Annotated in this window: 21 protein-coding genes; 5 read left to right on the top strand and 16 right to left on the bottom strand. The window is 48.0% G+C overall.

The annotated features are described in order from the left end of the window. Positions 1 to 58: 58 nt before the first annotated feature. From UNH61_RS11340 to UNH61_RS11285, 12 genes are all read right to left on the bottom strand, one after another. Positions 59 to 652, bottom strand: coding sequence for an RNA polymerase sigma-70 factor (locus tag UNH61_RS11340; protein ID WP_339070993.1), 594 nt, complete (start codon positions 650 to 652; stop codon positions 59 to 61). Positions 653 to 914: 262 nt separating this feature from the next. Next, a complete protein-coding gene (locus tag UNH61_RS11335) occupies positions 915 to 1,586 on the bottom strand; it encodes a DUF1266 domain-containing protein (protein WP_339070992.1) in 672 nt (223 codons plus the stop codon). A 204-nt stretch (positions 1,587 to 1,790) separates the two neighbouring features. Next, complete coding sequence (locus UNH61_RS11330; protein WP_339070991.1) at positions 1,791 to 2,174, bottom strand: VOC family protein; 384 nt, start codon at positions 2,172 to 2,174, stop codon at positions 1,791 to 1,793. Between the two features lie 126 nt (positions 2,175 to 2,300). Next, the gene (locus UNH61_RS11325) at positions 2,301 to 3,650 is read right to left on the bottom strand and encodes an MBL fold metallo-hydrolase (protein WP_339070989.1); all 1,350 of its coding nucleotides are present in this window, start codon (positions 3,648 to 3,650) and stop codon (positions 2,301 to 2,303) included. A 21-nt stretch (positions 3,651 to 3,671) separates the two neighbouring features. Next, positions 3,672 to 4,403, bottom strand: coding sequence for a metallophosphoesterase (locus UNH61_RS11320; RefSeq protein ID WP_339070988.1), 732 nt, complete (start codon positions 4,401 to 4,403; stop codon positions 3,672 to 3,674). A 108-nt stretch (positions 4,404 to 4,511) separates the two neighbouring features. Beyond that, positions 4,512 to 4,919, bottom strand: a complete 408-nt coding sequence (locus UNH61_RS11315; RefSeq protein WP_339070987.1) for a carbohydrate-binding protein — start codon at positions 4,917 to 4,919, stop codon at positions 4,512 to 4,514. A gap of 131 nt (positions 4,920 to 5,050) precedes the next feature. Then, positions 5,051 to 6,121, bottom strand: a complete 1,071-nt coding sequence (locus tag UNH61_RS11310; RefSeq protein ID WP_339070986.1) for a glycoside hydrolase family 76 protein — start codon at positions 6,119 to 6,121, stop codon at positions 5,051 to 5,053. Positions 6,122 to 6,135: 14 nt separating this feature from the next. Continuing rightward, on the bottom strand, positions 6,136 to 7,281 hold the full coding sequence (locus tag UNH61_RS11305; protein ID WP_339070985.1) for a glycoside hydrolase family 76 protein: 1,146 nt from the start codon (positions 7,279 to 7,281) through the stop codon (positions 6,136 to 6,138). 8 nt (positions 7,282 to 7,289) lie between these two features. Further along, positions 7,290 to 8,414, bottom strand: coding sequence for a SusE domain-containing protein (locus tag UNH61_RS11300; protein WP_339070983.1), 1,125 nt, complete (start codon positions 8,412 to 8,414; stop codon positions 7,290 to 7,292). Positions 8,415 to 8,439: 25 nt separating this feature from the next. Then, entirely contained in the window at positions 8,440 to 10,047 is a 1,608-nt protein-coding gene (locus tag UNH61_RS11295; protein ID WP_339070981.1) for a RagB/SusD family nutrient uptake outer membrane protein, read from the bottom strand. 19 nt (positions 10,048 to 10,066) lie between these two features. Next, positions 10,067 to 13,549, bottom strand: coding sequence for a TonB-dependent receptor (locus UNH61_RS11290; protein ID WP_339070980.1), 3,483 nt, complete (start codon positions 13,547 to 13,549; stop codon positions 10,067 to 10,069). A gap of 43 nt (positions 13,550 to 13,592) precedes the next feature. Further along, positions 13,593 to 14,621: a FecR domain-containing protein gene (locus UNH61_RS11285; protein WP_339070979.1), complete on the bottom strand. Its 1,029-nt coding sequence runs from the start codon at positions 14,619 to 14,621 to the stop codon at positions 13,593 to 13,595. Positions 14,622 to 14,960: 339 nt separating this feature from the next. Between UNH61_RS11285 and UNH61_RS11280 the strand changes: the two genes are divergently transcribed. Then, positions 14,961 to 15,341, top strand: a complete 381-nt coding sequence (locus tag UNH61_RS11280) for a VOC family protein (RefSeq protein WP_339070978.1) — start codon at positions 14,961 to 14,963, stop codon at positions 15,339 to 15,341. A 50-nt stretch (positions 15,342 to 15,391) separates the two neighbouring features. Here the strand turns inward: UNH61_RS11280 and UNH61_RS11275 are convergent, their stop codons facing one another. The 3 genes from UNH61_RS11275 to UNH61_RS11265 form a co-directional block, all read right to left on the bottom strand. Further along, entirely contained in the window at positions 15,392 to 15,988 is a 597-nt protein-coding gene (locus UNH61_RS11275) for an RNA polymerase sigma-70 factor (protein ID WP_339070977.1), read from the bottom strand. Positions 15,989 to 16,253: 265 nt separating this feature from the next. Beyond that, positions 16,254 to 17,018 carry a LuxR C-terminal-related transcriptional regulator gene (locus tag UNH61_RS11270; protein ID WP_339070975.1) on the bottom strand — a complete coding sequence of 255 codons (765 nt, stop codon included), beginning with the start codon at positions 17,016 to 17,018 and terminating at the stop codon, positions 16,254 to 16,256. A gap of 78 nt (positions 17,019 to 17,096) precedes the next feature. Beyond that, positions 17,097 to 17,405: a hypothetical protein gene (locus UNH61_RS11265; RefSeq protein WP_339070974.1), complete on the bottom strand. Its 309-nt coding sequence runs from the start codon at positions 17,403 to 17,405 to the stop codon at positions 17,097 to 17,099. Positions 17,406 to 17,493: 88 nt separating this feature from the next. Here UNH61_RS11265 and UNH61_RS11260 point away from each other — a divergent pair, with 88 nt between their 5' ends. Next, positions 17,494 to 18,639 (top strand): TlpA disulfide reductase family protein, encoded by a 1,146-nt coding sequence (locus UNH61_RS11260; protein WP_339070973.1) that lies wholly within the window; start codon positions 17,494 to 17,496, stop codon positions 18,637 to 18,639. Positions 18,640 to 18,697: 58 nt separating this feature from the next. Continuing rightward, positions 18,698 to 19,450, top strand: coding sequence for a S24 family peptidase (locus tag UNH61_RS11255; protein WP_339070972.1), 753 nt, complete (start codon positions 18,698 to 18,700; stop codon positions 19,448 to 19,450). Between the two features lie 6 nt (positions 19,451 to 19,456). On the opposite strand, the gene UNH61_RS11250 is transcribed toward UNH61_RS11255, so the two are convergent. Beyond that, positions 19,457 to 19,963: a hypothetical protein gene (locus UNH61_RS11250; protein WP_339070971.1), complete on the bottom strand. Its 507-nt coding sequence runs from the start codon at positions 19,961 to 19,963 to the stop codon at positions 19,457 to 19,459. A 353-nt stretch (positions 19,964 to 20,316) separates the two neighbouring features. On the opposite strand from UNH61_RS11250, the gene UNH61_RS11245 reads away from it, so the two are divergent. After that, entirely contained in the window at positions 20,317 to 23,577 is a 3,261-nt protein-coding gene (locus tag UNH61_RS11245; RefSeq protein ID WP_339070970.1) for a SusC/RagA family TonB-linked outer membrane protein, read from the top strand. Positions 23,578 to 23,593: 16 nt separating this feature from the next. Further along, positions 23,594 to 25,057 (top strand): RagB/SusD family nutrient uptake outer membrane protein, encoded by a 1,464-nt coding sequence (locus tag UNH61_RS11240; RefSeq protein WP_339070969.1) that lies wholly within the window; start codon positions 23,594 to 23,596, stop codon positions 25,055 to 25,057. The last annotated feature ends 4 nt before the right edge of the window (positions 25,058 to 25,061 follow it).

Here is a 25,061-nt window from a genome sequence, read left to right as displayed (position 1 = left end):
TGTACTTTCTATTAATACGACATGATATCAGGATAGTACCAAACCCCTTAAAAAAAAATCAGGAATGCGCAGATACCAGCAGGAGCAATATGAAAATTTCGGGTGGCAGACGGTGTTTCAACAACATTACGCCCCTCGTTTTCTGGTTCTTCACCGTTTGTACAGATAATCCCAGTTGGCGGGCAATTTCTTCATTCTTTAAACCCTCAATATACCCCATACGTATAATTTTACCGCATTGCTCCGGTAACTGGCTGATTTCACGATAGAGTTCATTGAACACTTCCATGCGGATCATTTCCAGATCAGTGGCGGTTTCCCAGGCGTCCTGGGATTCCAGGAAAACTGCCTGTCGCTCTTTGCTGTGGGTAGCACGTTTGAGGGCATCAAAACAGGCGTTGCGGGTAGATTTATACAAAAAATCCTTCAGGTGCCTGGCATCTTCAAACACCTCGCTCCTGTTCCACAATCTTAAAAACACTTCATTGACCAGGTCTTCCGGATCGGCAGCCGTTTGGATAATTTTTTGTGCAAAGGCACATAAAACAGCATAGTATTCTCTGAAAACGATAGAAAAAGCACCTTCATCTGCGATGGCAAGCCGTTGCAGTAATTCTGCTTCCCTGTATGGCTGGTTACCCCCGAATAACATTATTGGCTGACTCTTAAAAGATGGATTCTTTGCTGATAATGGTTGCCGCTATGGATGATTTGCTGGTATATGATAACACAACTGCCCACTGTTCCGGAATAACCGGTAAATATTCAGTTAGTACAGCCAAGATCATAAATTATTGTCATTAATACAAATATTATTTTCGGGAAAATTTTCTATTGCAACCGGGATAATCACAGAAAAAAGGCCGCACCACCAATGCGGCACGGCCCTTCGGGTCTGGAAATCCGTTATTTGATTAATTCAGCGGCAATATCTGATAAATATTATGATCTCCTTTGGTAATGCTCTTAGAAAGATCTTCAAATTCCTTTGCATGGCTTTCATCACCACCCCATGCTTTGCGGCCTTCCATCCAGTCGGCGAAGTAATCGTCCCAGGTTTTGTAGTCCTTGCGGGCGAGTGGTAAAGCAGCAGCTACGTATTTTTCTGCTTCTTCCTTCGTCAGATATCCTGCTGCATAACCCATGCAGGCATTGTTCACCAGGCGGGCGTAATCCCATGCCCTGTGCTTACTGTCGGGTTTACCTTTGGTCAGCTCGTCGAGGTTCTTTTCCAGACCAGCTTTATCGTTGATACTCCACCACTCTTTCAGTGTATTTTTTGCGCCTGCTGCATCATCCGTTTTGAAAGGGAATTCGAGCAGTTGTTTATAGTCGTTGATGATATCTGCTTTCTCTGTGCTGGTGATCATTTTGCTGACTTCCGCCTGGCCACCGTATCCATTGATAAAATAGATACCGCCTAACATAAATCCGCTTAACTTGTCGTCTTTCGGGGCCGATGCATTGGAAGATGAGGAGGATGCGGTGGCCGCACTGTCGCCACCTGCTTTTTTACCACCATCACCACAGGCAGTAAATGCCATTGCTGCTGCAATAGTTGCAGAAAATAAAATTGCCTTGTTCATTTGCATTTTTGTTTATGAAACATTTATAGATTAAATACAGGATATGGAAGATCATCTAACAGCAACGGTCTCAATAAAGATAACTCCGGGAAAAAACAAACACACGTGATCAACGAAAACGAAAGTATATCATTCCGCTAAAAAAAACAATTTCATTAGCAGTATCAGGCAGACATCAAGATAAGGATACCAAACTTTATTGTACTATAACATGGAAGATTTCAAAACAGACAAAATATTACCGGCCGGATCGGCAAACCAGGCGATGGTTTCACCGCCTTCACCGCGATGAATCCCTTTGGCATCGGTTGCGATGGGGCCTCCATACTGCAACATAACAATACCTTGGGCATTCAGCTGATCTACCGCTGCATCCACATCGTCTACTACAAAATTGAGCACAGTGAAGGTAGCCGGTGCATGATCCGGTTTTTCATATACCAGTATATTCTTTCCATCTGCCAGTTTCAGATTTATCATGTGCTCGCGATCATCCGTTTCAATTCCCAGCACATCGTGATAAAAAGTTTTGGCTTCGCTAAGACTATTGACAGAGAAACTACTGAATGTGGGTGTCTTACTAAACATGATCATCAGTTTTGAGGTGAAGCATTATAACGAAAGTAGGGTGTTTTCTGTTTCCGGTAAGCGCACCCTACCCTTATCATGCTCAAATTAAAACAGATTGTTCCTGCAGGAACCTGTCTTGTGCCGCTATTTTTCTCCGGGATAAAATTGTTTCACCGCTTCTCCCAGGTCATACACGGGTACTTTATCTTTCAATGCAGCGGCCACGATACTGGTTGCTGCCGCGCTCCGGTATCCGCCGGCACAATGTATCACCACCGGTTTTGTAACAGGGATTTCTGTCACGCGTTTTCTCAGCTCATCCAGCGGGATTGATAAGGCCTGTTGGAAGATGGGATAATCCGCGGCTTCTGATGACATTCGTACATCCACAACGGTGTATCTTTCCGGATGAGCTTTGAAATCATTGAGGGGCAAGACTTCCAGCTGAGCTGCACCTTGTGTATACACCAGCGCCGCCTTTATTTTCGACTCATACCCGATACGGGCCGTCTTTTCCATTACGTCTGTGAGCTGTTGTGCGGTAGCTGCCAGCAGATAAAATTGTTCGTCCGGCCCGATGATACTACCCAGCCAGGTTTCAAACTTTCCGCCATTTTGCAGGTTGATGGCACCTGGCTGTGCTCCTTCTCTGAAAGCGGTTACAGACCGGGTATCAACAACAGGCACCTGCTCTTCAAAAACAGGTGTTCCGTCTATCCGTGGCACCTTTGCCAGGGAGGCGGCCAAAGGTGGCGCCCCTACCCGGTTCACTGCCACATCATAAGGAAAATACACTGGTACAAAGGGTTGCCTGGCAAGTAATTCCGCAACAAATTCATCTTCTGTATCATCCTGCAAACACCAGTTACTTATTTTTTCTATGGCAATGGTGCTACTATCCGCATCGCTGAGCGATTTACCGCAAAGGGTACCTGCACCATGAGCAGGATACACGAGGGTATCGTCGGGCAGCGGCATCAGTTTTTCCCGCAGGGAGTGATACATACTCCGCGCCAGTTCCTCTTTACGGGCGGTCAGGTTGCCTGCCTGCTCCCGGAGGTCGGGCCGGCCGCAATCTCCTATGAACAGCGTATCACCCGTAAATACCACGCCCGGAACACCGGCATATTCCAGCACCACGCAGATGCTGTCTGGCGAATGTCCGGGCGTATTCAACGCTTTCAGCGTAATATCTCCTGACACGATCTCATCTCCTTCGTCGAAGCCAATGTGAGGATAAGCGGCGCCAACAAGACGGGAACAATGCAACACCGCACCAGTGGTTTCGTGCAGCTCGAGGTGGCCGCTTACAAAATCGGCATGCGGATGGGTTTCAATAACGTGTGTAATCCGCGCCTGCAGCGATGCTGCCAGATCAAGATAAGGCTTAATATTCCTGGCGGGATCTATCAGTATTATTTCGTTCGTTGCCTCGTTACAGACAGCGTAGGAAAAATGCGCCAGGCTCTTGTCTTCAAACTGTTTAATATCCATGGCGGTAACGTTTAATTAAACCTAACTCCTGCCCTTTATACCGGGATATAACGTGGGCACGTTATCACTTTGTATGATTTCTTTGGTAGCTGTATTGAGTGCGGATAATTTTCCGTAGAAACCCGCGCCGGTATCAACATTCCAGACATTGCAGGCCTGTACCGGCATATCGGCATAGTTGATCAGCACGGGCGTATGACCGATGTAAATTTCATGAAAAAGCGCGAGTCTTTTCGGGAACAATTCCGGATGTGATTTCACCCGTTGGTCCATTGTTACTGCCAGTTCCCACAAACTGCGGTCTGTTGTAACGTTTTCTGCTGGCAGTTCTGCGGCAGGCCCGGCATTCGACGTAAAGCCACCGTGGATATACAGCCTGTTCATATCATCCGTATAAAAATATTTCATGGCGGCAAAAAACTCCAGATGCTGTTGCGTTTGTTCCTGGGTATAGCCTGCGTAACTGGCCACGGTAGCCCGTCCCCCGCCTCTCGCCCAAAAATGGCCCGGATCATTTCCCTTCAGCCATTCTTCGCAACGCATATCATGATTCCCTTTAATGAAGATACAGTTGGTGCGATGCTGAAGAGCAGTCAGGTAATCGATCACCTGTGCCGACTCCGGCCATCCGTCTACATAATCCCCGAGAAAAACCAGGGTATCCTCTTTTTGTGGTGCTATGGCCGTGATTACCTGTTCCAGCGCCCGGAGGGCGCCATGTATATCGCCGATGGCAAAAGTTCTTGCTGGCATAATTTCTTATTAGACAACGGCAAAATACGGGATGTTCATGAAAACATCCTCATCTTTTCCGGGTTAGTTGCCCGGGATTTTTCCCGGACCTATATATAGCGGGGTATCTTAATAATTAAAAATAAATCCAAATGAAGTAATACTGAAGGGCACCGCACCCCTGGCAACCAGGTACAGGTCGTGTACTCCCTCCGCATGTTTCAGGTTCCCGGTGAGTTTCAGCGCATGGGTACTGTCGCCGGTATAAGGTATGTCCAGCACACCGATGATCTTCCCTTTGGGCTTATCTATCCGGAATTCCAGCTTTGAGTTACCCTTCTTTTGCTCAGACGCTACTTCCACCCGGAATCCTATTTCACCCAGGCTCAGGTTCACCTGTGCAAAGCTGAGATAGCTTCCTTCTTTCATTTTAAACTCTGTTTCACGATTGCCTTTCTTTGCCGCCGTCTGAACTCCCGTCTGCCCACAGACAAACAATGGTAGTAATACCAGGAACGGGAAAAGGAGCAGCTTCATAGGATAGATTTCGCTATAAAATTAATTAATTTCCTAATATAATTACAAATTAGGAATAGCTATTAGTAAAATGCAGCGAAGATTACATGAAATTTAACCATCATGTAATCTTCGCTGCATTTTACTAACGACTAAAGGCTCACCGCCAACCTCGCATATATCTCCATCATCCCCGCCTGTCCGAGTAGTTCTTTCTCCGGGCGGCTTCCCAGCAGGTTATTAGCGCTGTCGCGGTCATGTTTCCAGACGTTGTCGGCATATTCCTGCATGGCGTCAATATATTTGCGATGTTTATCTGTTTTATACAGGGCCTCGTAGCCCCGCAACAGTACGGCATTGAACCAATAGGAAGAATGAAAGCGGCCGTTCCTGAAGAAGCGCTGGTACCCTCCCTCGGCGATATGCTGTGCTTCCGTGAGATAGTGAGCATTTTTGGTGATATGGTACAATTTCACATTTGCCTCCAGCATGGTACCGGTGTTATAGGTATATGCGGCAGAATCGATACGGTTGTTTTCCTGGGGCTTGATAGCGTCCCAGTATACCCCGCTGTTGCTGCGCAGGTGTTTGTTCACCCAGTTATAGAGCAGCAGCGCGGTATCGAGGTAAGCTTTATTGTGGGTGGCATTGTACAGCTGCAGGGCCAGTAATATACCCGGACCATTGGAGCAGGTATTTTTAGTGGTTTTGTCGCCTTCTTTCCAATACAGCCCGCCTCCGCTGATGGTATCGAATCCCGTCATCATGAAGCGGTAAATCTCATCGCCCTTTTGCAGGAACCATTTCTTCCCGGTGCGTTCATAGGCATCGAGGTAGGCGATACCGATCCACTGGTTATCGTCGTAGTAGCGGTCTTCCCGGCGTTCTTTCACCACATAGGAAGCATAACCCGGCGTAGGCGGAATGGGATCATAGTACTGATTAATGGCTGCTACAACAGGCTGCATGTACTGCTTTCCCGGATGCATCCGCTCCATTTCGTTGGTGGCCTGTATCAGCCCGCAGAGGCCCCAGAGGTCCGCATGCGGATTATGATTCTTAGCCCGGTCGCTGGTTTGTATGTACAAACCGCTTTTGTTTTCGTACAGGTATTTATTCACCGCCTGTTGCAAGGCCTCCGCTTTCTGCTGGTTGCTTTGAGCGGAGACGCTGCCTGCCATCAGTACACCGCACAGGATAACGGTCGTTGTTCTTCTCCCCATTGTTATGATTTAGATTACTTAATCAGCCCCATATCTTTCAGTTTGGCTGCTGCTTCTACCAGCATTGTTCCGCTGAGCTGAGTGGTCAGATCTGCGGAGGTACCGGTGGTTGTCCAGTTGGTATTGAACAGCAGCTGCGGACGGGCAGTACCTTTCACCCACAGCGTTTCTGCATTCAGCTGCAGGAAAGCGGCAAACTTAGCGGCATCTGTGCTGCTGATACTGCCATCTGTAATGAGCAGCATCAGGTAGCGCACCAGCACGCCTTTAAACAGGCCGCCATCTCCGCCGCCTTCATCTTTCAGGATGTTGGCATTGGTAAATCCGCCGGCCAGCGTGTTGTTGGCTGTTTTCAGCGCATCGTTCAGGTAGATGTTCTGGCCTGTCAGCTTGTACATTTCGATGCCGGCGCCGATGAATACACCCTGGTTATAGGTGAAGTTCCAGTTTTTTGTTACCTGACCGCTGCCATCCTGGTTGATGCCATCCCATACCAGCCCGCTCGATGGATCTACGAGGGTACTTTTTTCCCAGTCGTAGAGCTTTCCTGCCCAGGCGATATCATCGGGGTTCTGGGTTACGCCGTACATGCGACACGCAATAATACAGGCAGGTGCATTGGCCGGCGTATTCTTGTAATTTTTGGCTTTGTCTTTATTCCAGTGAATACCTCCGCCCCATACATTGTCCCATCCGCCTTTGATATCGTTCCATAATAACACGGCGGTTTCCTTGTATTTTGTATCCCCTGTTGCTTCAAATGCGCGTAAACAGGCCAGGGTCATCCATTCCATGTCGTCGTAGAAGAAGTTGATATAGCTACCGCCATTCTTCGCTTTCATCCCTGCCAGCAGATCGTCCATGCGAGCTTTAACAGCCGGATCGTTTTTACGTATATAGGCATCCGTTAGTACGTCTAATGCATGTGCATTAGGCCAGTAATTAAAGGTGGTACCGCCTGCACTGTTGGCATTGAAATATTTTTCCTGGTTCCAGAAAGATGAGGTAAGCGCCTGTTGTGACGAATCCGCGATCTTAGGCCAGTCGAACACATATCTTGCTTTACCGGCGCCCGGGCCCGGGCCGTCATCTACTGGTTCTTTCAAACAGGCAGTGAAGGCCAGGGGGAACATTAATAAGGCATATTTAATCAGCTTCATAGTCATTCTTATTTAGCGATTACTTCATGGGTGTAATTCTTATCTGTATAGAAGTACAGATTCACGTCGCAGTTCTTCCCGTCTTCTTCTGTCATGAACTTATAACAGTAATTCCACTGATCGTTGTTGGCAATAGGCTTCAGTTCCCAGAAGCTGGCCGGAGTGGCAGCCGTAGGCCGGCTGTTGTCCTGGTTGGAGCTTCCTATCCACTCTTCGCCGGGGTTGCCATCACTATCCTTAACGGCTATACGGAATTTGTAGCGCTCGTCGCGGCCCCATGATTCCTGTTTGAAGGTGATCAGCTGGCTCTTGATGCTCCAGGTGCTGCTGCCGGCGTAAGGGATCTCGAACAGGAATTTATTCAGCGGCGCAAACCAGAGGCCGATGCTGGTGATTTCTGTAACGGTTACGGCAGCGTTGTTGAAGTCGAGGCGCAGGCGGTAGGCTTTGGTGCCGGCAGCCTGTGTAGATTCACCCCCTTCTTTCAGCGCCGATCCGCTGATAGAATAAGTGGAAGGCGTACCGGTATTGCGGTTGGTGAAATGATATTTGCCGTTTTTGAGAGAGGTATAAATTTCATATACCCCCGGGGCTACAGACTTCAGCTTCAGCGCTTTCGACAGGTCAGTACCTGTTTCAACAGCGTCGCCGGTCAGGAATACGTCGGTAGGTATCTCTGCAAAACCATTAGGCCGCTCTACTTCTATCAGCCTCGTTTCTGCTGCTTTCTGGATGTTATACCCTTTGGAAGACAGCACCGTCCATTTCAGCTTTCCGGTAGCCAGCGAAGCGATGCCCGCTTTACCCGCCACGCTGTTCAGGTCTTTGTGGGATAAGGTGAGTTTATTCTGCACGCCGCCGCCGTCGGAAGTAAACTTGGCAACAGGCGAAGAGAAGTCGCCATTCTCTTTATCGAACACTACTTCGTACAATACCAGCGAGCCATCTTCTGCCCTGGCCTGATCCCATTCGAAGCTAACAGTAGCGCTGGTAGTGGGTTGCAGCTTGATGTATTTATTATCGAGCGGCGCCATTAATTTAGGCACCGGTTTCATATTGACGTTGAGTGTATAATTGTCTTTCTTACACGCGAAGAGAAAAACACCCAGTATAATAAAGAGATATTTTTGCATGTTAGTTCAGTTTTAGGTGGAATGATTACCAGTCTTGGTTTTGTGAAAGATTTTTATTCTGATCCCGTTCAATGGTGGGCACCGGCCACAGGTAGTGCTTAGGGTTGGTGAACAACCTGCTTTCCACGATGATATATCCGTTAGGATCTTTGTTAAAAGCACCTGAGGATACTTTAATACCTCTTACCGGTTTGTTCATGACCGCATCGGCAATTTTCCAGCGGCGTATATCCAGTACGCGTAATCCTTCAAAAGCCAGTTCTGCCCTTCTTTCGCGGCGGATGACGGTACGCAGCTGATCCTGGTTCAGGGCTGCATTAAACTGGGTAGCACCGGCATCATTAAATCCTGCACGCACACGGAGTGGTTGAATGGTCTGGTTCCACACACCGGCAGTCATCTGCCCTAATTCATTCTTTGCTTCTGCATACATCAGCAATACATCGGCATAGCGGATGAGGATCAGGCTCAGTGAAGAAGAATAGTTGGTAGCGCTACGGTCGTAGTATTTGTAGAAATAATAACCGGTTGGTGATGCCCCCTGGTCGTCTACGCTGTTGGTGGAAGGTACTGAGCCAGGCTGTGTCAGAATCGTTTGTACGTTACCGGTAAAATCTGTCACTTTAGATCCATGATGCAGGATGGTGGCTTCAAAGCGGGGATCCCTGTTGGCGTAAGGGTTGTTTTCATCGAACCCGGAACCGGCTTCGTTGATCCCCTTCCCGTTAGTCATGATGTAATCGTTCACCAGGTCCTGTGTAGGCACGAGCACGCTTCTCAGCGCTGCGATGGTCTGCGGCATGAAAGAACGTTGTTTGTCGTACGTTCTGCCACCACCATATTCCAGGTCCAGTATCACCTCACTGTTGTACTCGTTCGCCACGGTAAACAGGCTGTTGTAGTTCGCGAACAGGGCGTAGCTGCCGTTATCTGATTTTCCGATCAGCTGTTCGCAATCGCTCACCACCCCCTGCCACTCGCCGCGATAAAGGTGTACGCGGGCGCTCATGGCGATGGCAGCACCGCGGGTAACACGGCCACGGTCGTTTTGCGCCTGTTGCGTGTTGGTGGGCAAATCTTTCTGTATATCTGCCAGCTCCGTCAGTACAAACTGCTGAACTGTATTCTTATCCGTGCGCGTAATAACGCGTGACTCGTCAATAGAAATCAGGTTGGTGTAAAATGGGACATCTCCGAATGCGGAGGTCAGCTCAAAATAAGCATAGGCGCGGATAAAACGGGCTTCGGCCAGTATCCGTTTTTTCAACGCGGGATCCAGGGCCGGCACGCGGTCGATGTTGGTGGTTACATTATTACATCTTCTGATAGTGGTATAATAATATTTCCAGGTATCAGCCACGCGTGCATTAGCGCCGTCGTAGCCACCATTGGCGATGGCATTTACGTTGAGCATACCGCCGCCGCTGTTGTAGGCATTGTCGCTCAGCGCTTCGTCGCCGAAGAAATAGTCATCTTTTGAAAGATGCTCGTAGCAGGCGGCCAACGCGTCCAGCGCATCCTGGGCATTACGCCAGTAGGCTGTTTCCGTATATTCCCGGGTGATAGGCTGATCCAGCTTCCGGCAACCGGTCACCGCTGAGGCAATTAATATCGATAGCAATAACTTCTTCATACAATTGATAATTTAGACATCAGAACTTAATATCCAGTCCTACTGCAAAAGTGGCGGCGTTCGGGTAATTACGTCCTGCAATGGCATTGTAATTTGTCATCGACAACTTATCATCGAACTGTGTAAACTCAGGGTCTACGCCCAGCTCACGGAAACGTTTAGGCGTAATCGTGAGTAGGTTCTGACTGGTGAAATATACCCTTACACCCTGCATCCTCGCACGTTTCATCAGGGAGGCCGGTAAGTTGTAACCAATTTGCAGATTCTTCAGACGCAGGTATTTGGTATCATACAACCAGTAATCGGAATAAGCAAAGTTGTTGGCATCAGCCGAACCAATGGTCAGGCGCGGATAGCTGGCACCCGGATTAGTAGGTGTCCAACGGTCGAGGTGCTGCACCATAGCATGATCCTCGTTGTTGTGGAAGGCTTCCACGATATCGCCACGGAGGAACTGGCTTCTTTTACCTACGCCCTGCCAGAACATAGAGAAATCGAAGTTCTTCCAGCTGATGCTATAGTTAAAGCCGAAGGTGTAGCGGGGAAACGGATTTCCGAAAATATAACGGTCGTTTTCATCGATCACCCCATCGTGGTTGCGGTCTATATACCTGATATCTCCCGGCATCACCTGCTGGTTGTAGGCAAAAGGCACCTTAGGCGCATTCTTGATATCGTCGAGGTTCTGATAGAGGCCATTGGATTTGTAACCATAGTAAGATGCCAAAGGATAGCCTTCTTTGATGATAAAAGCTACATCGGAGCCTCTTATTGATTCCTGGCCGAATTTCACCACTTTGTTCAGATTGTCTGCCAGGTTAAATCCTACACTGTGGCGGAATGCACCCGTGCTGAACCGGTAGTTCAGCACCAGCTCCCAGCCTTTATTATTTACCTTGCCTACGTTTTCCAGCGGAGCATCGGTACCTGCTGTTCCGGGGATGGTCTGGAAGAGATAAATACCGGTGGTATTTTTATTGAAGTAGTCGAAAGAAGCAGTCAGAGCGCCATTGAGGAAGTCTGCATCAATACCGTAGTTGGCCATCGTGGATATTTCCCACTTCAGCAGATCGTTGTAAGTGGAGAAGGTACTACCGGGCGCCAGGGAGTTATTGAATGCGTAGTTGGCATCATTGATCTTTACCCTCGACAGGTAGTTGAAACCGCCGATATTGGAGTTGCCCACCTGCCCCCAGGAGTAGCGCAGTTTAAAGTTACCGATCCGGTCTTTTATTTCCTTCATGAACGTTTCGTCCGTCAGCCGCCATCCGAGCGAGAATGCGGGAAAGAACTGCCAGCGATGACCAGGCGCCAGTTTCGACGAACCATCGTAACGCCAGGTGAATTCAGCGAGGTACTTGTCATTGAAGGCATAGTTCACGCGACCGAACAGGGAGTTTAGTGCATAAAGATTCGGGTTAGTGATATCGTTGTAGGTACCTATATCCCGGTAGTCGTAGGTGCCATCCGGTTTGGGGATATATCCGCCACCGATAGACCAGTCGTTATCAAGATTAGTGGTACCGTAACGGGTAGCTCTGAAACCATAGAATTCATTAGTGGCATCGCTCCTCGCTCCTACCTGACCTTTCACGTAGTGCTTACCGAAAGTATTCTCATACTCCGCGGTAGCATATACGTTAGTGGTAAGATCCTTGTATTCGTCCTGCTGCAGCTGGTTATACTGAGGTGGTGTGGCAGTTGTATAGTAGGGTGCATAGGAAAATTTATTCCAGCGGCCCTGGTTGTTATTGATGTTATAATTACCGGAGGCATTCAGGTTGATCTTAAAATGATTCACCGGTGTGATCACTACATCCAGTCCGCCCATGAGGTTATCGATGGTACGCAGGTTATAGCCGGCATCGGAAAGCTGGGCAAAAACACTGTTGCTGGTAAGACTTGGTACTACCCAGTTACCGAGTGAATCTTTTACCGGGTAAATACGCGGCACCCTCATTGCATCGCGCATCAGCAAACCGATATCGGCCTGCTGGGTGCGGAAGGTAGAGCGGGTATAAGCGGCGTTACCGGTTACTTTCACGTATTTGCTTACATCAATGGAAACATTGAGGCGGGCATTGTAGCGTTTGTAGAAAAAGTCCTGCGGCACGTATTTATTCTGCAGCATGTTGCCCTGATCGAGGTAACCGAGGGAGAACAGGTAGCTGCTGGTTTTACCGCCGCCGGTGAGGCTGATGTTATGGCTTTGCTGAGGCGTGGTTTTGCGGATCATTTCGCGCAGCATGGCGGGCTCGGAGCCTCTGTCGTGCCAGTATTTGATATCTTCCGGCGCGAACTGCGGCGTTTTGCCTGAATTCACCAGCGCTTCATTCTTCAGCGTCATATACTGCCAGGCTTCCACCTGCCGGGGCAAGGTGGTAGGCGTTTGCCAGCCATACATGCCGTTATATTGTACCGTAGGGCGTTCGTCTTTTTTTCCTCTTTTAGTAGTGATATAGATAACACCGTTGGCGGCCTGTGAACCATAGATAGCAGAAGAAGCGGCATCTTTCAGTACGGAGATGCTTTCCACATCATAAGGGTTCAGATTCTGCAAACCGTTGTTGCCGGCTACGACGCCATCGATGATAACGAGTGGAGCGTTGCCGGTAAGACTTCCTACGCCGCGGATATTCATCACCATGGCTGTTCCCGGCTCGGCAGTAGCCTGTTGCATGATGAGGTTAGGCGCCTGCCCCTGCAGTGCCTGGAACATGTTCACCGCCGGGCGGTCAGTGATATCTTTTGAGTTCACCGTGCTGATGGCAGCCGTTACCTGCGTTTTCTTCTGCTGGCCATAAGCGGTTATGACGATCTCATTCAGATCTTTGGAATCGGACATCAACATGGCGGTAATGCTGGTGCGGCCACCGATATTGATCTCGGAAGGCGCATAGCCGATAGAGGAAAATATCAGCACGCCGTTGGCGGCGCTGCCGGGTATTTTCAGGGTGTAGGTGCCATTGGAGATGGAAGTGGTGCCAACAGAAAGCCCTTTCACGCGGATGTTAACGCCGGGGATAGGCTGGCCCTGATTGTCGACCACGCGGCCGCTGATGATGATTTCCTGTTGCTGATCGGCGGCAGCATCGGCGGGGCGGTGTTTCAGGATGATTTTGTTCCCGATGAATTCATAGCTGATTTCCCTGGGCAGCAGTATCATCTGTAAAACATCTTCCAGACTATTATCTTTTACACTCAACGAAATTTTCTGGGCAGCTTTTATGTCTTCGTTCGCATACACGAATACGAGTGAAGTTTGTTCTTCGATTTTGTCGAGCACCTGGGCAAGACTGGCATTATCGACATTCAGGCTAACCAGGTAGTTCCGGGAAGGTGGCTTATCGCGGTCCGTAGCCGGCTGGTGCTGTACCTGCCGGGCGAGGCCGGCGGCATAGGCGACCTGTGCCTGCAGATCCAGCACACTGAGCACAGACAGGCATGCTATCAGCGAGAGGAAAGGCGGGCGAAAAGAAGGCTTGAGTAGTTCCTTTCTCATAACGTAGTGGTGATTAAAAATTTAAGAATTGGTGTTGGCGTGTTTATTCCCCTATCACAAGTGTTGAGTCGGTAATCTTATAATGAAAAGCTTTTGACCTGCTCAGGTAATACATGATATCTTCCAGAGAATTATTATGGAAGGAGCCGGTAAGTCGATATTGTTTAGGCGCATTGGCTTCGAACTCCACGCGTTTATTGAAATTCCTTTGCAGGCTGGCGCCTATTTCTTCCAGCGTGGCATTGCGGAAGATGAGGCGGCCTTCGGTCCAGGCCTTATCTTCCTCCCCGATGGTATTATCCTTGATGAGTGTGCCGCTGCTGGCAGTATAGGTCACTTTCACATCCGGGGTGAGCAGGATGGTATCATTTACTTTTTTATCGCCTTCATACGTAGGAATGAATGCTACTTTACCGGAGATGACCGCTGTTTGAACGGGTTCATTTTCGTAGGCGCGTATATTGAAAGAAGTACCTAATACCTTGATAGTACCTTTTTTGAGATGAACGATGAAAGGCCGGGTGGAATTGGTGGCAACATCCATGAAGGCTTCCCCTTCGAGGTAAATTTCCCGGCTATCGCCGGAAAAGCGGGCCGGGTAGGTCAGCAGGCTCTCGGCATTCAGCCATATCTTACTGCCGTCGGCCAGTTCAATAAAGGAGCGGGTAGCTTTGCCGTTGCGCCGTTTTACCCATTGTGTTTCTTTTTTCTCATGCGGACCGGCATTGCGTTGAAAAAACCAGGCGCCGCCGCCCAACAGCAGTACCACAGCCGCTGCTGCGGCCCATTTCCAGGGACGGAGCGTTCTTCTTTTTGCAGAGGTTGCAGTGGATACTTCCGGGCTCCAGGGCTCCTGTTGAGCCCGTATTTTTTGCAAAGTCCGTTGCAGGGCCAGCTCTGTATCAGCTGCTGCATGAAACGCCGGATCTTTAAAATAATGGACCAGGTGGCTATACCGTTCCCGCATTTGCGGATACTGTTGCAACAGTTTTTCCAGCTCTTCCACTTCCGCGGGCGTAGCCGCCCCCGCCAGTTTGCGGGTGACCAGTAGTAAAAAATATTCTTCGTTCATAAAATGGAATCGTCAAAAATTGGATCGTTTCAGAAGAAGGACAGGGGAAGAGAGGAAAACTACGTACAGGGAGAGAAAAAAAATTATGAATTACGAATTACGAATTATGAATTACGAAAGACATAGGAGATTTGAGCGGATAACATTAAATTTAATATACATTAGATGAGTTCCGCAGACAGCCGCCCCAATATCAGACCCGATGAAAAAATTATTATTAATGTTTAACCATAACAAATGACCAAAAGAATATTAATAATATTAGCCCTTGCCACCTCATTCGGCGCTGGCTTCGCAGTCAATTCAGCGTTCACAAAAACAAGCCTAAAACAAAAAAAGATGAAACGAGTAACAGGAATCGGAGGCATTTTCTTTAAGTGCGATGACCCCGAGAAAGTTAAACAATGGTATCAAACCCATCTGGGTTTTGGCGCAGACCAGTATGGGACAAAGTTTGAATGGCGACAGGAGGAAGACTCCACCAAAAAAGGATACACCGTGTGGAGTCCCTTTCCGGGGAAGACCAAATATTTTGAGCCTTCCGCAAAGGACTTTATGATCAATTACCAGGTCGAAAACCTCGAAGCATTGGTAGAAGAGTTAAAAAAAGAAGGCGTGACGGTACTGGATAAGATAGAGAGCTATGACTACGGGAAATTCGTTCACATTCTTGATGTGGAAGGCAACAAAATTGAATTATGGGAACCGGCAGACAAATAGCGGTCATTATGCTATGCGTATCGTAATTCGTAATTCCTAATTCGTAATTCTCAAAGCCAGGAAGCCACTGCCAGAAAGAATATCAACGGCGGTATTACGCCCCTGTTGCGGCCGAGAACGTTGTTGAGGCGGCGCATGGCGCGGAATAACTGGGTTTCGACGGTGCGGGGAGAAATATCGAGGATTTCTGCGACTTCTTTGTATTTGAAACCGTCTTCCTTGATCAGCTGGAAGATGCGGCGGCATTGGGCAGGCAGACTGGCTACTACCTGGTCCATTTTAAAGCGCATTTCTTTCCATTCGAGGTCGCGTTCCAGGTCTATGCTGTTGCGCAGATCGGCGGTATCGGTACCGGAGAGTGGTACGATACGGAGATTAGAATAGGTTTCCAGATAATTCAGGGAATGGTTCTTCACCATCACAAAAAGATATACCTGCAGGTTGGTCACTTTCTCCAACTCAGCACGGCGGTTCCAGAGTTTTACAAAAACGTCGGATACAATTTCTTCCGCCGCTTCCTTCACATGTACATACCTGATACAAAAATGCAATAAACGATCATACATATGGCGGAACAGGCGGGCAAAGGCCTGTTCATCGTCATAACGTGCTATCTGCATCTGCCATTCACTAATCTCCTCCATCATGGTGTTGCTAAAACGTTTTCGCTGTATGGATAAAAAAAATGAGAAATGACATTTCTCTTTGTTGACCGACTATCACCGCTATTATTTATAAAGGTGGAAATTTAAAATGCTATGTGATCTCTGCTGCATTTGCTAAAAGCCAGCAGCTATTCTGGTTGATGTTTTCTTATCAGCTTGCAGGAACAATGTTATAAAAAAGAAATAATAAAAACAAAGCGATTGGCTTCGTTAATTATATATAAAATTTATCACAATACATAACAATCTATATCCAACCTTCTTTGATGGCTCTTACGATCATTTCAGCGGATGATTTGATGCCTGTTTTTTTCAACATATTCTTGCGGTGTTTTTCTACTGTTTGTTTGCTGATGTTTAATTGCAGGGCAATTTCCCTGCTGGGTTGCCCGGAGAGCATGCCTCTCAGCACTTCTTTTTCGCGGGGAGTAAGCTGTTCACGGGTAGGCGTTAGTTTTTTCTTTAAGTCGACGTCGATGAAAGAAGGTTCTCCATCAAGACCAATAAAAGAAAGTACCGGATTGCCGGATTGTTTGAGATGGCTGATATCGGTATGTACCACGAAAGACCGAAGCATGACGCCGGTTTCGTTATGCTGCAATGGTGTGGATTGCTGCAGCACACGGATATATTCTCCATTTGCTTTTCGCATGCGCAAATCATAACGGACTTTATACTTCAGGAGTTTCTCGATAGGAAGCGCGTAGAAAAACTCAACCGATGCCTGTTCAAATGCCATGAAAAAAGGTATATCGTCCGGGTGAATATAACTTACCACATCAGCTACAGTACAACCATCTGCGTTGTAGCCCAGTACGTCGCTGATTCCCGGATGCACATAATCGAATTTTCCTTCGAAGGAGTTGAAGATAAAAAAGTAATAGTCTCCTACCTGAAACAGGCCGAGCATTTTTTTATAGATTTCCAGCTCCAGTTCCAGATCAGGTGTGCTTTTGCTCTCTTCCAGTACTCTCCAGATCTTTTTGGCTTCTTCATACAACTGAATCTTCATCAACAGGTTATTTTCAGGTAAACAAATCAAAACAAACAACATCACTTATTCCGCCACGGGGTTACTATTTGCCGGGCTTTAGCTCAACAAGTTAAAAGATACAAAAACTATTGTAATACTGATGCATACCAGTGCTATTACGAATGTATAGTCCGCAATCAGCTCCAGCTGTTCACTTCGCTTATCATTTTTAGACCGCAGCGATAAAAATGATAATATACAACTCGCCATGAGCAGAATGGTTGCCACGCCTGTGCAGTCATCAATAACAGTAACATTACCAAACTTCGCTATTTTAATGGAAGTAAGCACGATCAGGCAAAACCCCAGCAGGTTCGTGGATGTATTCAGAATATGCGGTGATTTGCTGTCATTGTTATTAGCCATATCAATTTTGTTATTCCGTATTAACAAGGTTTCTGATATACGAATTGAATAAATTTCGCCGATAGATTTGAGTATACATGACTGAATTATGAAAAAAATAACGTTTTTAACCTTACTGTTACCTGTCGTGATACACGCCCAGCCTGCAAAATACGTCCTGAATGGAAAGGTGACCAAACTGAATACCCCGGCAAAGATATATCTCAGCACAATGATGAATGAAAAGCTGACGATAGATTCCACAGATGTCAGGAATGGCGTATTCCATTTTGAAGGTATGGTAGATGGACCCATAAAAGCCCTGCTGGTATTGAATCCCCGTGGCAGCTATGCTAACATGGAAGCATTACCGGCGGATGCAGATGCCCGTATATTTATATTAGAAAAAGGCGATACAAAGATTACAGCTACTGATAATATCGGTCATGCTCATATCGTTTCACCGGTTAACCTGGAGGTGAAAAATTATCAGGAAGCATTGAGCTCCCTTGATAAAACCATCAGGCAGATTAACAGGAGTTATAACAAAGCCTCTCCTGCCCGCAAGGCCGACAGTGCCTTTATCTATCATCTTGGCGAACGCTTCAATGTAGCACAGGGAGCTATTAAACTGTTGCAACAGAAATTCCTCGCGGAAAACCCCGGCTCGTATGCAAGTCTGCAGGCATTGACCGATCTGGCAGGACTCGAAATAAATCCGGCAGAGATAGCCCCGCTATTTCAGAAACTTTCTCCTAAAGTCCGCAGTACTCCCGAAGGCAAAGCATTTTCCGAAGAAATAGAGCGTGCCAAACAACTCATCCCCGGCGCCACGGCGCCTGACTTTGAAGTACCCGATATGAGCGGGAAACCCGTGAGGTTGTCTGATTTTAAAGGAAAAATAGTGCTGCTCGATTTCTGGGCCTCCTGGTATGAGCCCTCCAGGAGGCAACATGCGTTTATTCGAAAGGCGTACGAAACGTTCAGGAATAAGAACTTTACAGTGATCAGCATTGCCGTAGATCCACCGGCCGACAGGCAATATCTTCTGGATGCCATAAGGGAAGACAGTCTTAGCTGGACTAACCTCTCCGACCCTACGAAAGATAAAAATGATGCAGCTAAAACCTATAATGTTAAACGCTTACCACAGAATTACCTCATCGATGCCGATGGCGTAGTCCTCAATAAAGATCTCTTCGGGGATGCCCTGGAGCAGGAACTGAATGGACTGCTTAGTAAACAGAATCACTGAAAAACCTTACATTTGTTCTTGTTAATTATAAATAATATTTATTATAAATATATAATACATGGACAAACAGACCCTTTATTGGGCCTCGAATCTAAGGTTACTCAGAAACAGGAAAAAGCTCTCACAACAACATTTGTCTGATCTGCTGGGATTAAATAAGCACAAGATCGGCGCACAGGAAAGCGGTAAAACCAGGAACCCGCGCATGGAAGACCTGGTACTGATTGCTGGTTTCTTTACAGTTGATCTGGAAACGATGATAAAAAAAGACCTTTCCACTTTTACAGAAGAACAGCTGCTGGAGCTGGAAACGGGTCAACCATCCGATCTAACGGGAAAGCACATACGTATCTTACCTATTACCGTCAACAACAATAACGAGGAAAATATGGAGTTTGTACCGGTGCAGGCCAGAGCTGGCTACCGCAGCGGATTCAACGACCCTTCGTTCATTGCAGACCTGCCGAAATTTACGCTGCCAGGTTTACCGAAAGATAAAACCATCCGTATGTTTCCCATCAGCGGCGACTCTATGGAACCGATTCCTGATGGCAGTTATATCATTGCCCAGTATTTACAGGACTGGTCGCATTTGAAGCATAACACGCCCTGTATCCTTATTCTGAAGGGTGGTGAGGAAGATATTGTCTTTAAAATAGCCGGCAATCATATCCGGGAAAATGGCACATTGTCGCTGCACTCGCTGAATCCGCTTTATGAAACCATGACGGTGAAGATCAGCGAAGTGCTGGAGATATGGACGTTCCTGGGGTATATGAGCCGGCAAGTACCCGAAGGAATTACGAATTAGGAATTCCTAATTCGTAATTCCTTCGCGAAACACCTGCAACGCTTGTTCCACGCGTTGTTTAAGGCGTTCTCCGGTTGGTCCTTCGCCCGGTTTGGCAATATGAAACAAGGCCAGGGTGTTACTTTCCACCAGCTCCCGGCTGCCTTTCTCACTTTCAGCGATTTTTACTACAGGGGCGGTGAATTCCAGTCCGAGGTAATCATCGCAGAATACTTCTTTGATAGCACTCACCGGCGCCGATACCCGGTAAAGGGTAAAACTGTTATCGACCTGGTAGCGGAATGTTACAGAAAGTATTCCCTCTTCCGTGACCCGGAAAGGAGATTCTATGCGGGCGCCCGCTTCTGTCAGGTACGACAATCGGGGTGGATAAGCCGCAGCAGCGTCATTCAATAGCTTCGTAAAAACAGCGGCTGCTTTAGCGCGGGTGCCAGCGTTATCCGGCGCCTGTGCAGATGCACGCAGGCCGCTAATGCCCAATAACAGGCAGAGTAACAGGTAGTGGTATTTCATAGGTAGCAGGAATAGCTTTTAGTAGCTAACAGCAAATATAATATTTAAATATAATACCATTTGCAACAGTGCATGTTTTAACATTGTTTGTCTTCCCACATATTCAATATTGTTTACAATGTTTTAAAATCCATTAACAAGTTACGCCTTGGCCTTATACTAACTTTACAGTTGCATGGGAACCTGTGATCCATTTAAAAAATCGATTTAGCAAAAGAATATTTTATCAAACCAAAATTTATTTCCAACAAAGAGTTGAGTTTTTTGCGAACAGCGCTATAGGTCAACCATCGTCATAGTTATAACTGGCTACAAGCCGGCAGTATCATTTCATAAGTCTCAAATCAATTTTCATGACTGTTAATTTTACAACAAACAGCCGTAGCTACGCTGTTATGTTATTAACGTTCTGTCTGTACCTCATCACAATACCGGGTACAGCGCAGGTAAAGCCTGCTGACGCAAGGATCGCTGTATCCGGTGTGGTCAGAGATGGCGCTGACGGCAATCCCCTGCCGGGTGTGTCCGTCAGTATTTCAGATTCCAAGGCCGGCGCCATTACTGCCGGCGACGGTAGTTATGCAGTAAAAGTGCATCCCGGTACCATGCTCACTTTTACGATTGTTGGCTACCTCCCCTATTCTGTGACCGTAAAGGAAAGTAACGAACACCTGAATGTACGGATGCCGCAGGATAAAAAAACCCTGCGGGATGTGGTGGTGATTGGTTATCAGGAAGCTTCCAGGAAGACAGTAACCGCAGCGGTTACATCCATCAATCCGAAAGCATTGCTGGATGTGCCTACTCCCACTTTTGATGCGCTGCTGCAAGGACGCGCACCCGGGCTGGACGTACAGAACTACTCCGGCGAACCGGGTATCCGCAGCAATGTGGTGATGCGTGGTAACACCGCTGTAAGCCGCAACATCAACAGCGATTTCACCAGCAACGCCGGGAAAACCAGTCTGGCCCGCGCTCTCAGCGGCCCACTTTATGTGATCGACGGCGTACCTCAGACAACAGAAGATATCGCGGCCATCAACTACGGCACCGGTACCAATACCGATGTCATGGCCGGTATCGCCATCAGCGATATCCAGAGCATAGATATCCTGAAAGACGCTTCTGCCGCAGCCATCTATGGTTCCCGGGGCGCAGGCGGCGTTATTATCATCAAAACAAAAAGAGGCGTTGCCGGTAAACCACGGATGGATTTTTCCACTTACCACGGCTTTACCGAAATGCCACAACTCGATAAAGTACTGATAGGCGCGGAAGAACGCCGCGCTAAAATGGAACTGATCAATCACTACGGCAGCTGGGGTACGTTGAGAAATATCCCCCAGGTGCTGACCGACAGTCTGAATCCGGCCTTCAATAACGCCAACGACTATCGCGGTGGCATGTTCCAGACCGGCCGCGTCGATAACTATGATCTCTCCATCACCGGCGGCGGCGATCTGGTCACCTATCGTTACGGACTTAACTATTACAACGAAAACGGGATCGTACGTAAAACAGGACTCCGGCGCTACAGCTTCAGCAGCAATACAGGCCTGAACGTTTCCCGCAATGTGCAGATCAACACGCAGATCCGTTATACACGTATCGACCGGCCCAGATCTATCAGCGACCTTTCCGGTGGCTTCGGCCCCTTCAACGGCGGATATTATGCTTCCAGTCCGCTGCCTACCTCGCTGCTATACATGACCCCTGCCAACAAAGATTTTATTTTCGGCAACGGCACCAGCGGTACCGATCAGAACTCGAACGATAACCTGTCTATCAGTCCTACGATCGACTGGCACATTTCCAGCAAATTCAATTTCTCTACCGTCATCTCCTTCAACCAAAGCAACAGCCGGATGGATTCCTACACGCCCGGCAGCGTGAGGCGCGATGGTACCGGTTTGGCGACCAGCTTTTCAGATAAGGCCAACACTTACCTGATGAGCAACACCCTGCAATACACCACCGCCTTAGGCGCAGGTCACAACCTCAATTTGCTGGCAGGTCAGAATACTGAGTTCTGGGAATACCGTTCCACCTATGCTTACGCTGTAGGCATTCCGAATGACCAGATCCGTACGGTGACCGTATTGAATAAGAATCTTTCTGACACGCGGAGCGATCTGCTGCAAAGCGGCATACAATCGCTTTTCCTGCGCGGTAACTATAGTTACAAAGACCGCTATCTCCTTTCCGGCGTAATCACCGCAGATGCTTCTTCCCGTTTCGGTAAGAACAACCGCTGGGGTTACTTTCCGTCCGTATCAGCAGGCTGGGTGATCAGCGAAGAGCCCATGCTGAAGTCGGCCAGCAACTGGCTTACACTGTTGAAACTCCGCGCCAGCGTTGGTGTGGCTGGTCGCCAGCCGGATGGGGCCGACAACTATCTTTCCTTCAATACCTATAGAATAGGCGCCGGCGATTTCCCTGGCAGCACCAATCCGGCTACCGGTCAGAACTATGCCTATGGCTACAACGGCGTTCCGGCTGTATCGCTGGATTTCAACAAGGGGCTGACCAACAACAGCCTGAGCTGGGAAAAGAGTATACAGAAGAACTTAGGACTGGATATGACCCTGTTCAATGGCAGGATTACCATGGTGGCAGATGCCTACATAAAAAACACCTCCGGCGGGATCTTCAACCTGAATGTGCCCGTAACAACAGGTTATTCTATTCTCACTGCCAATGCCATCGGCATCCGTAACACAGGTGTGGAAATGCAGCTGATCGGGAACGTACTCCGGCCGGGAGCTAAATTCCAATGGCAAACATTATTGAATATCGCGCACAACGACAACCTGATTACATCCCTGCCGAATGGTGGCCGCGACATCTACCTGGATAAATATCTCCTGCGTCAGGGGCAGCCACTGAACTCGTATAACGTATTCCGTAAAACAGGCATCTATGCCAACGATGCCGATGTACCGGTAAACAAGGTAACCGGCCAGGTGCTTGCCTTTTATGGCTATCCGTTTAAAGGCGGAGATCCCATCTGGCAGGATTCCAACGGCGATGGTATACTGGACGCCACCGACTATGTACCTGCCGGCAGCCCGAATCCGAAAGTTACCGGCGGCTGGGGAAATACTTTCAGCTACAAAGGTTTCTCCCTGTATGTGTTCTGCACTTTTACAGCAGGTAGAAAAATATTTGATGATTACCTTGCCGGAAAGCTCTCCCAGCTGGTACCTACCGATGACGGCGATCCCAATCCCTACCACTCTATTGCCAATCACTCCATGCCAGATCTCAGCAATATCAACTACTGGCGGAACCCCGGCGATCATGCAGATTACCCGAGTCTGAGTTCCGTAAATGGTACCCATTACAAATACGCCATGGTAAGCTCTGCATGGATAGAGAGCGGCGCTTATTTCAGGATTAAAAACGTATCACTCTCCTACTCTTTCAACCAGGTGGTGCTGGACAAACTGCACTTCAGACGTCTGAGAATATACGCATTGGCCGATAACCTGCTGCTCTTCAAACAATCCAGGAATATTCCTGATCCTGAGCAGGTAGATGCATTTGGCATATACAGTGGAAGCGGCTACCCTATCCCGAGGAAGTTCACACTGGGACTGGATCTTAGCCTCTAATCTTAAAACCGGAATCATGAAAAAACACCGCATATATATTGCATATACCGCCGCAGTGCTTACTGCCGCCTCGCTGATCAGTTCCTGTTCCAGGATACTGGATCTGGAACCGCATAATTCAACTTTCACCAACGCTTACTTTACCAATGAACAGGATGCCAACACCGCGCTGGCCGGTGCTTACGCGATCCTGAGGAATATACTCATCAATGGAAATTCCTGGCATAAGTACGGAGATATTGTATCTGGTGAGCTGAACATCAACGGAGGTCTGGATAATGGCAACTACAATATTTCCAACGGAGAATTTACCGGGTTGAATGTGGGCAGCGACAACTGGAACTGGCAGAGCTACTATCAGCTGATGCAGCAGATAAACCTGATCATCAACAAAGTGCCGCAGATCCCCGACAGCAAGTTCTCCGCACTCGTCAATAAGCAGCATGTGATCGGCGAAGCCTATTTCCTGCGGGCTTTCACCTACTTCTATATGAGCAGGATCTGGGGCGATATTCCGCTGAAACTGCAGCCCGACCTGGATGTATCCAGTGCTAAAAATATTCCGAGAAGTTCGGCCGACAGCGTATGGAAACAATGCCTGACCGACCTCGAAGTATCAAAGCAATACCTGGATTTCGGTTATAGCGACGATAGCCAGCGCGGTGTAAGAGCCAATAAAGGCAGTGCCTTTGCGTTGCAGGCGCATATCCTCGCGTGGAAAGGCGACTACGCCGGAAGCGCCGCCGCCGCAGGTGTTGTTATCGCCAATGGCGGATATCAGCTCTCTGATTCTACCAACTATATGAAAGTATTTATCGGCAAATCTACCGAAGGTATTTTCGAACTTAATCTGAACGACGGGCAGTCGGAAGGGATGGCGCTTTCTCAGAACATGGGTTACGCAGCTACCATAAAGATGCCTTTCATCGATGGTAAAAACAACCTCCCCTGGCCGGTGAACAGCAATATGGTCAGCCATCTGTACGCCAGTAACTACAATGATATCCGCTACCGGGATTTCTTCTACCAGCCCGAAGGCAACGACGGACAGATTATCAAGTTTGCCAACATCAGCTACGCCGACGGCTCTACGAAAAAGGATCCCCGTCTGAGTAACAACATCATCATTTTCCGTCTGGCAGATATCATGCTGCTGAGGGCAGAAGCACTGCACAAACTGGGTCAGGATGCCGACGCTCAGCAGTTGCTGAACCAGGTACGCGAAAGGGCCGGCATTCAGGATTTCAACGGCACCGGCGATGCACTGGGTACCACCATTCTGGAAGAAAGACTAAGGGAGTTGTATTTTGAAGGACATGCTTACTACGACCTGGTACGTAATAAAAAGCTGACCACCTACAATGAACATTTTCCGCTGGACCAGTTTGCCAATGGTGGCTGGCTGTGGCCGATCGACCCCAATATGTTCAAAGACGATTTCACCTTAGTGCAAACTCCCTACTGGAGAGGTAAACTTTAATTTA

Origin of the sequence: Chitinophaga sp. 180180018-3, from assembly GCF_037893185.1 — a bacterium.
GTDB lineage: Bacteria > Bacteroidota > Bacteroidia > Chitinophagales > Chitinophagaceae > Chitinophaga.
Note: the sequence above shows the minus strand (reverse complement) of the source record. Positions and strands in the feature narration are given on the sequence as shown.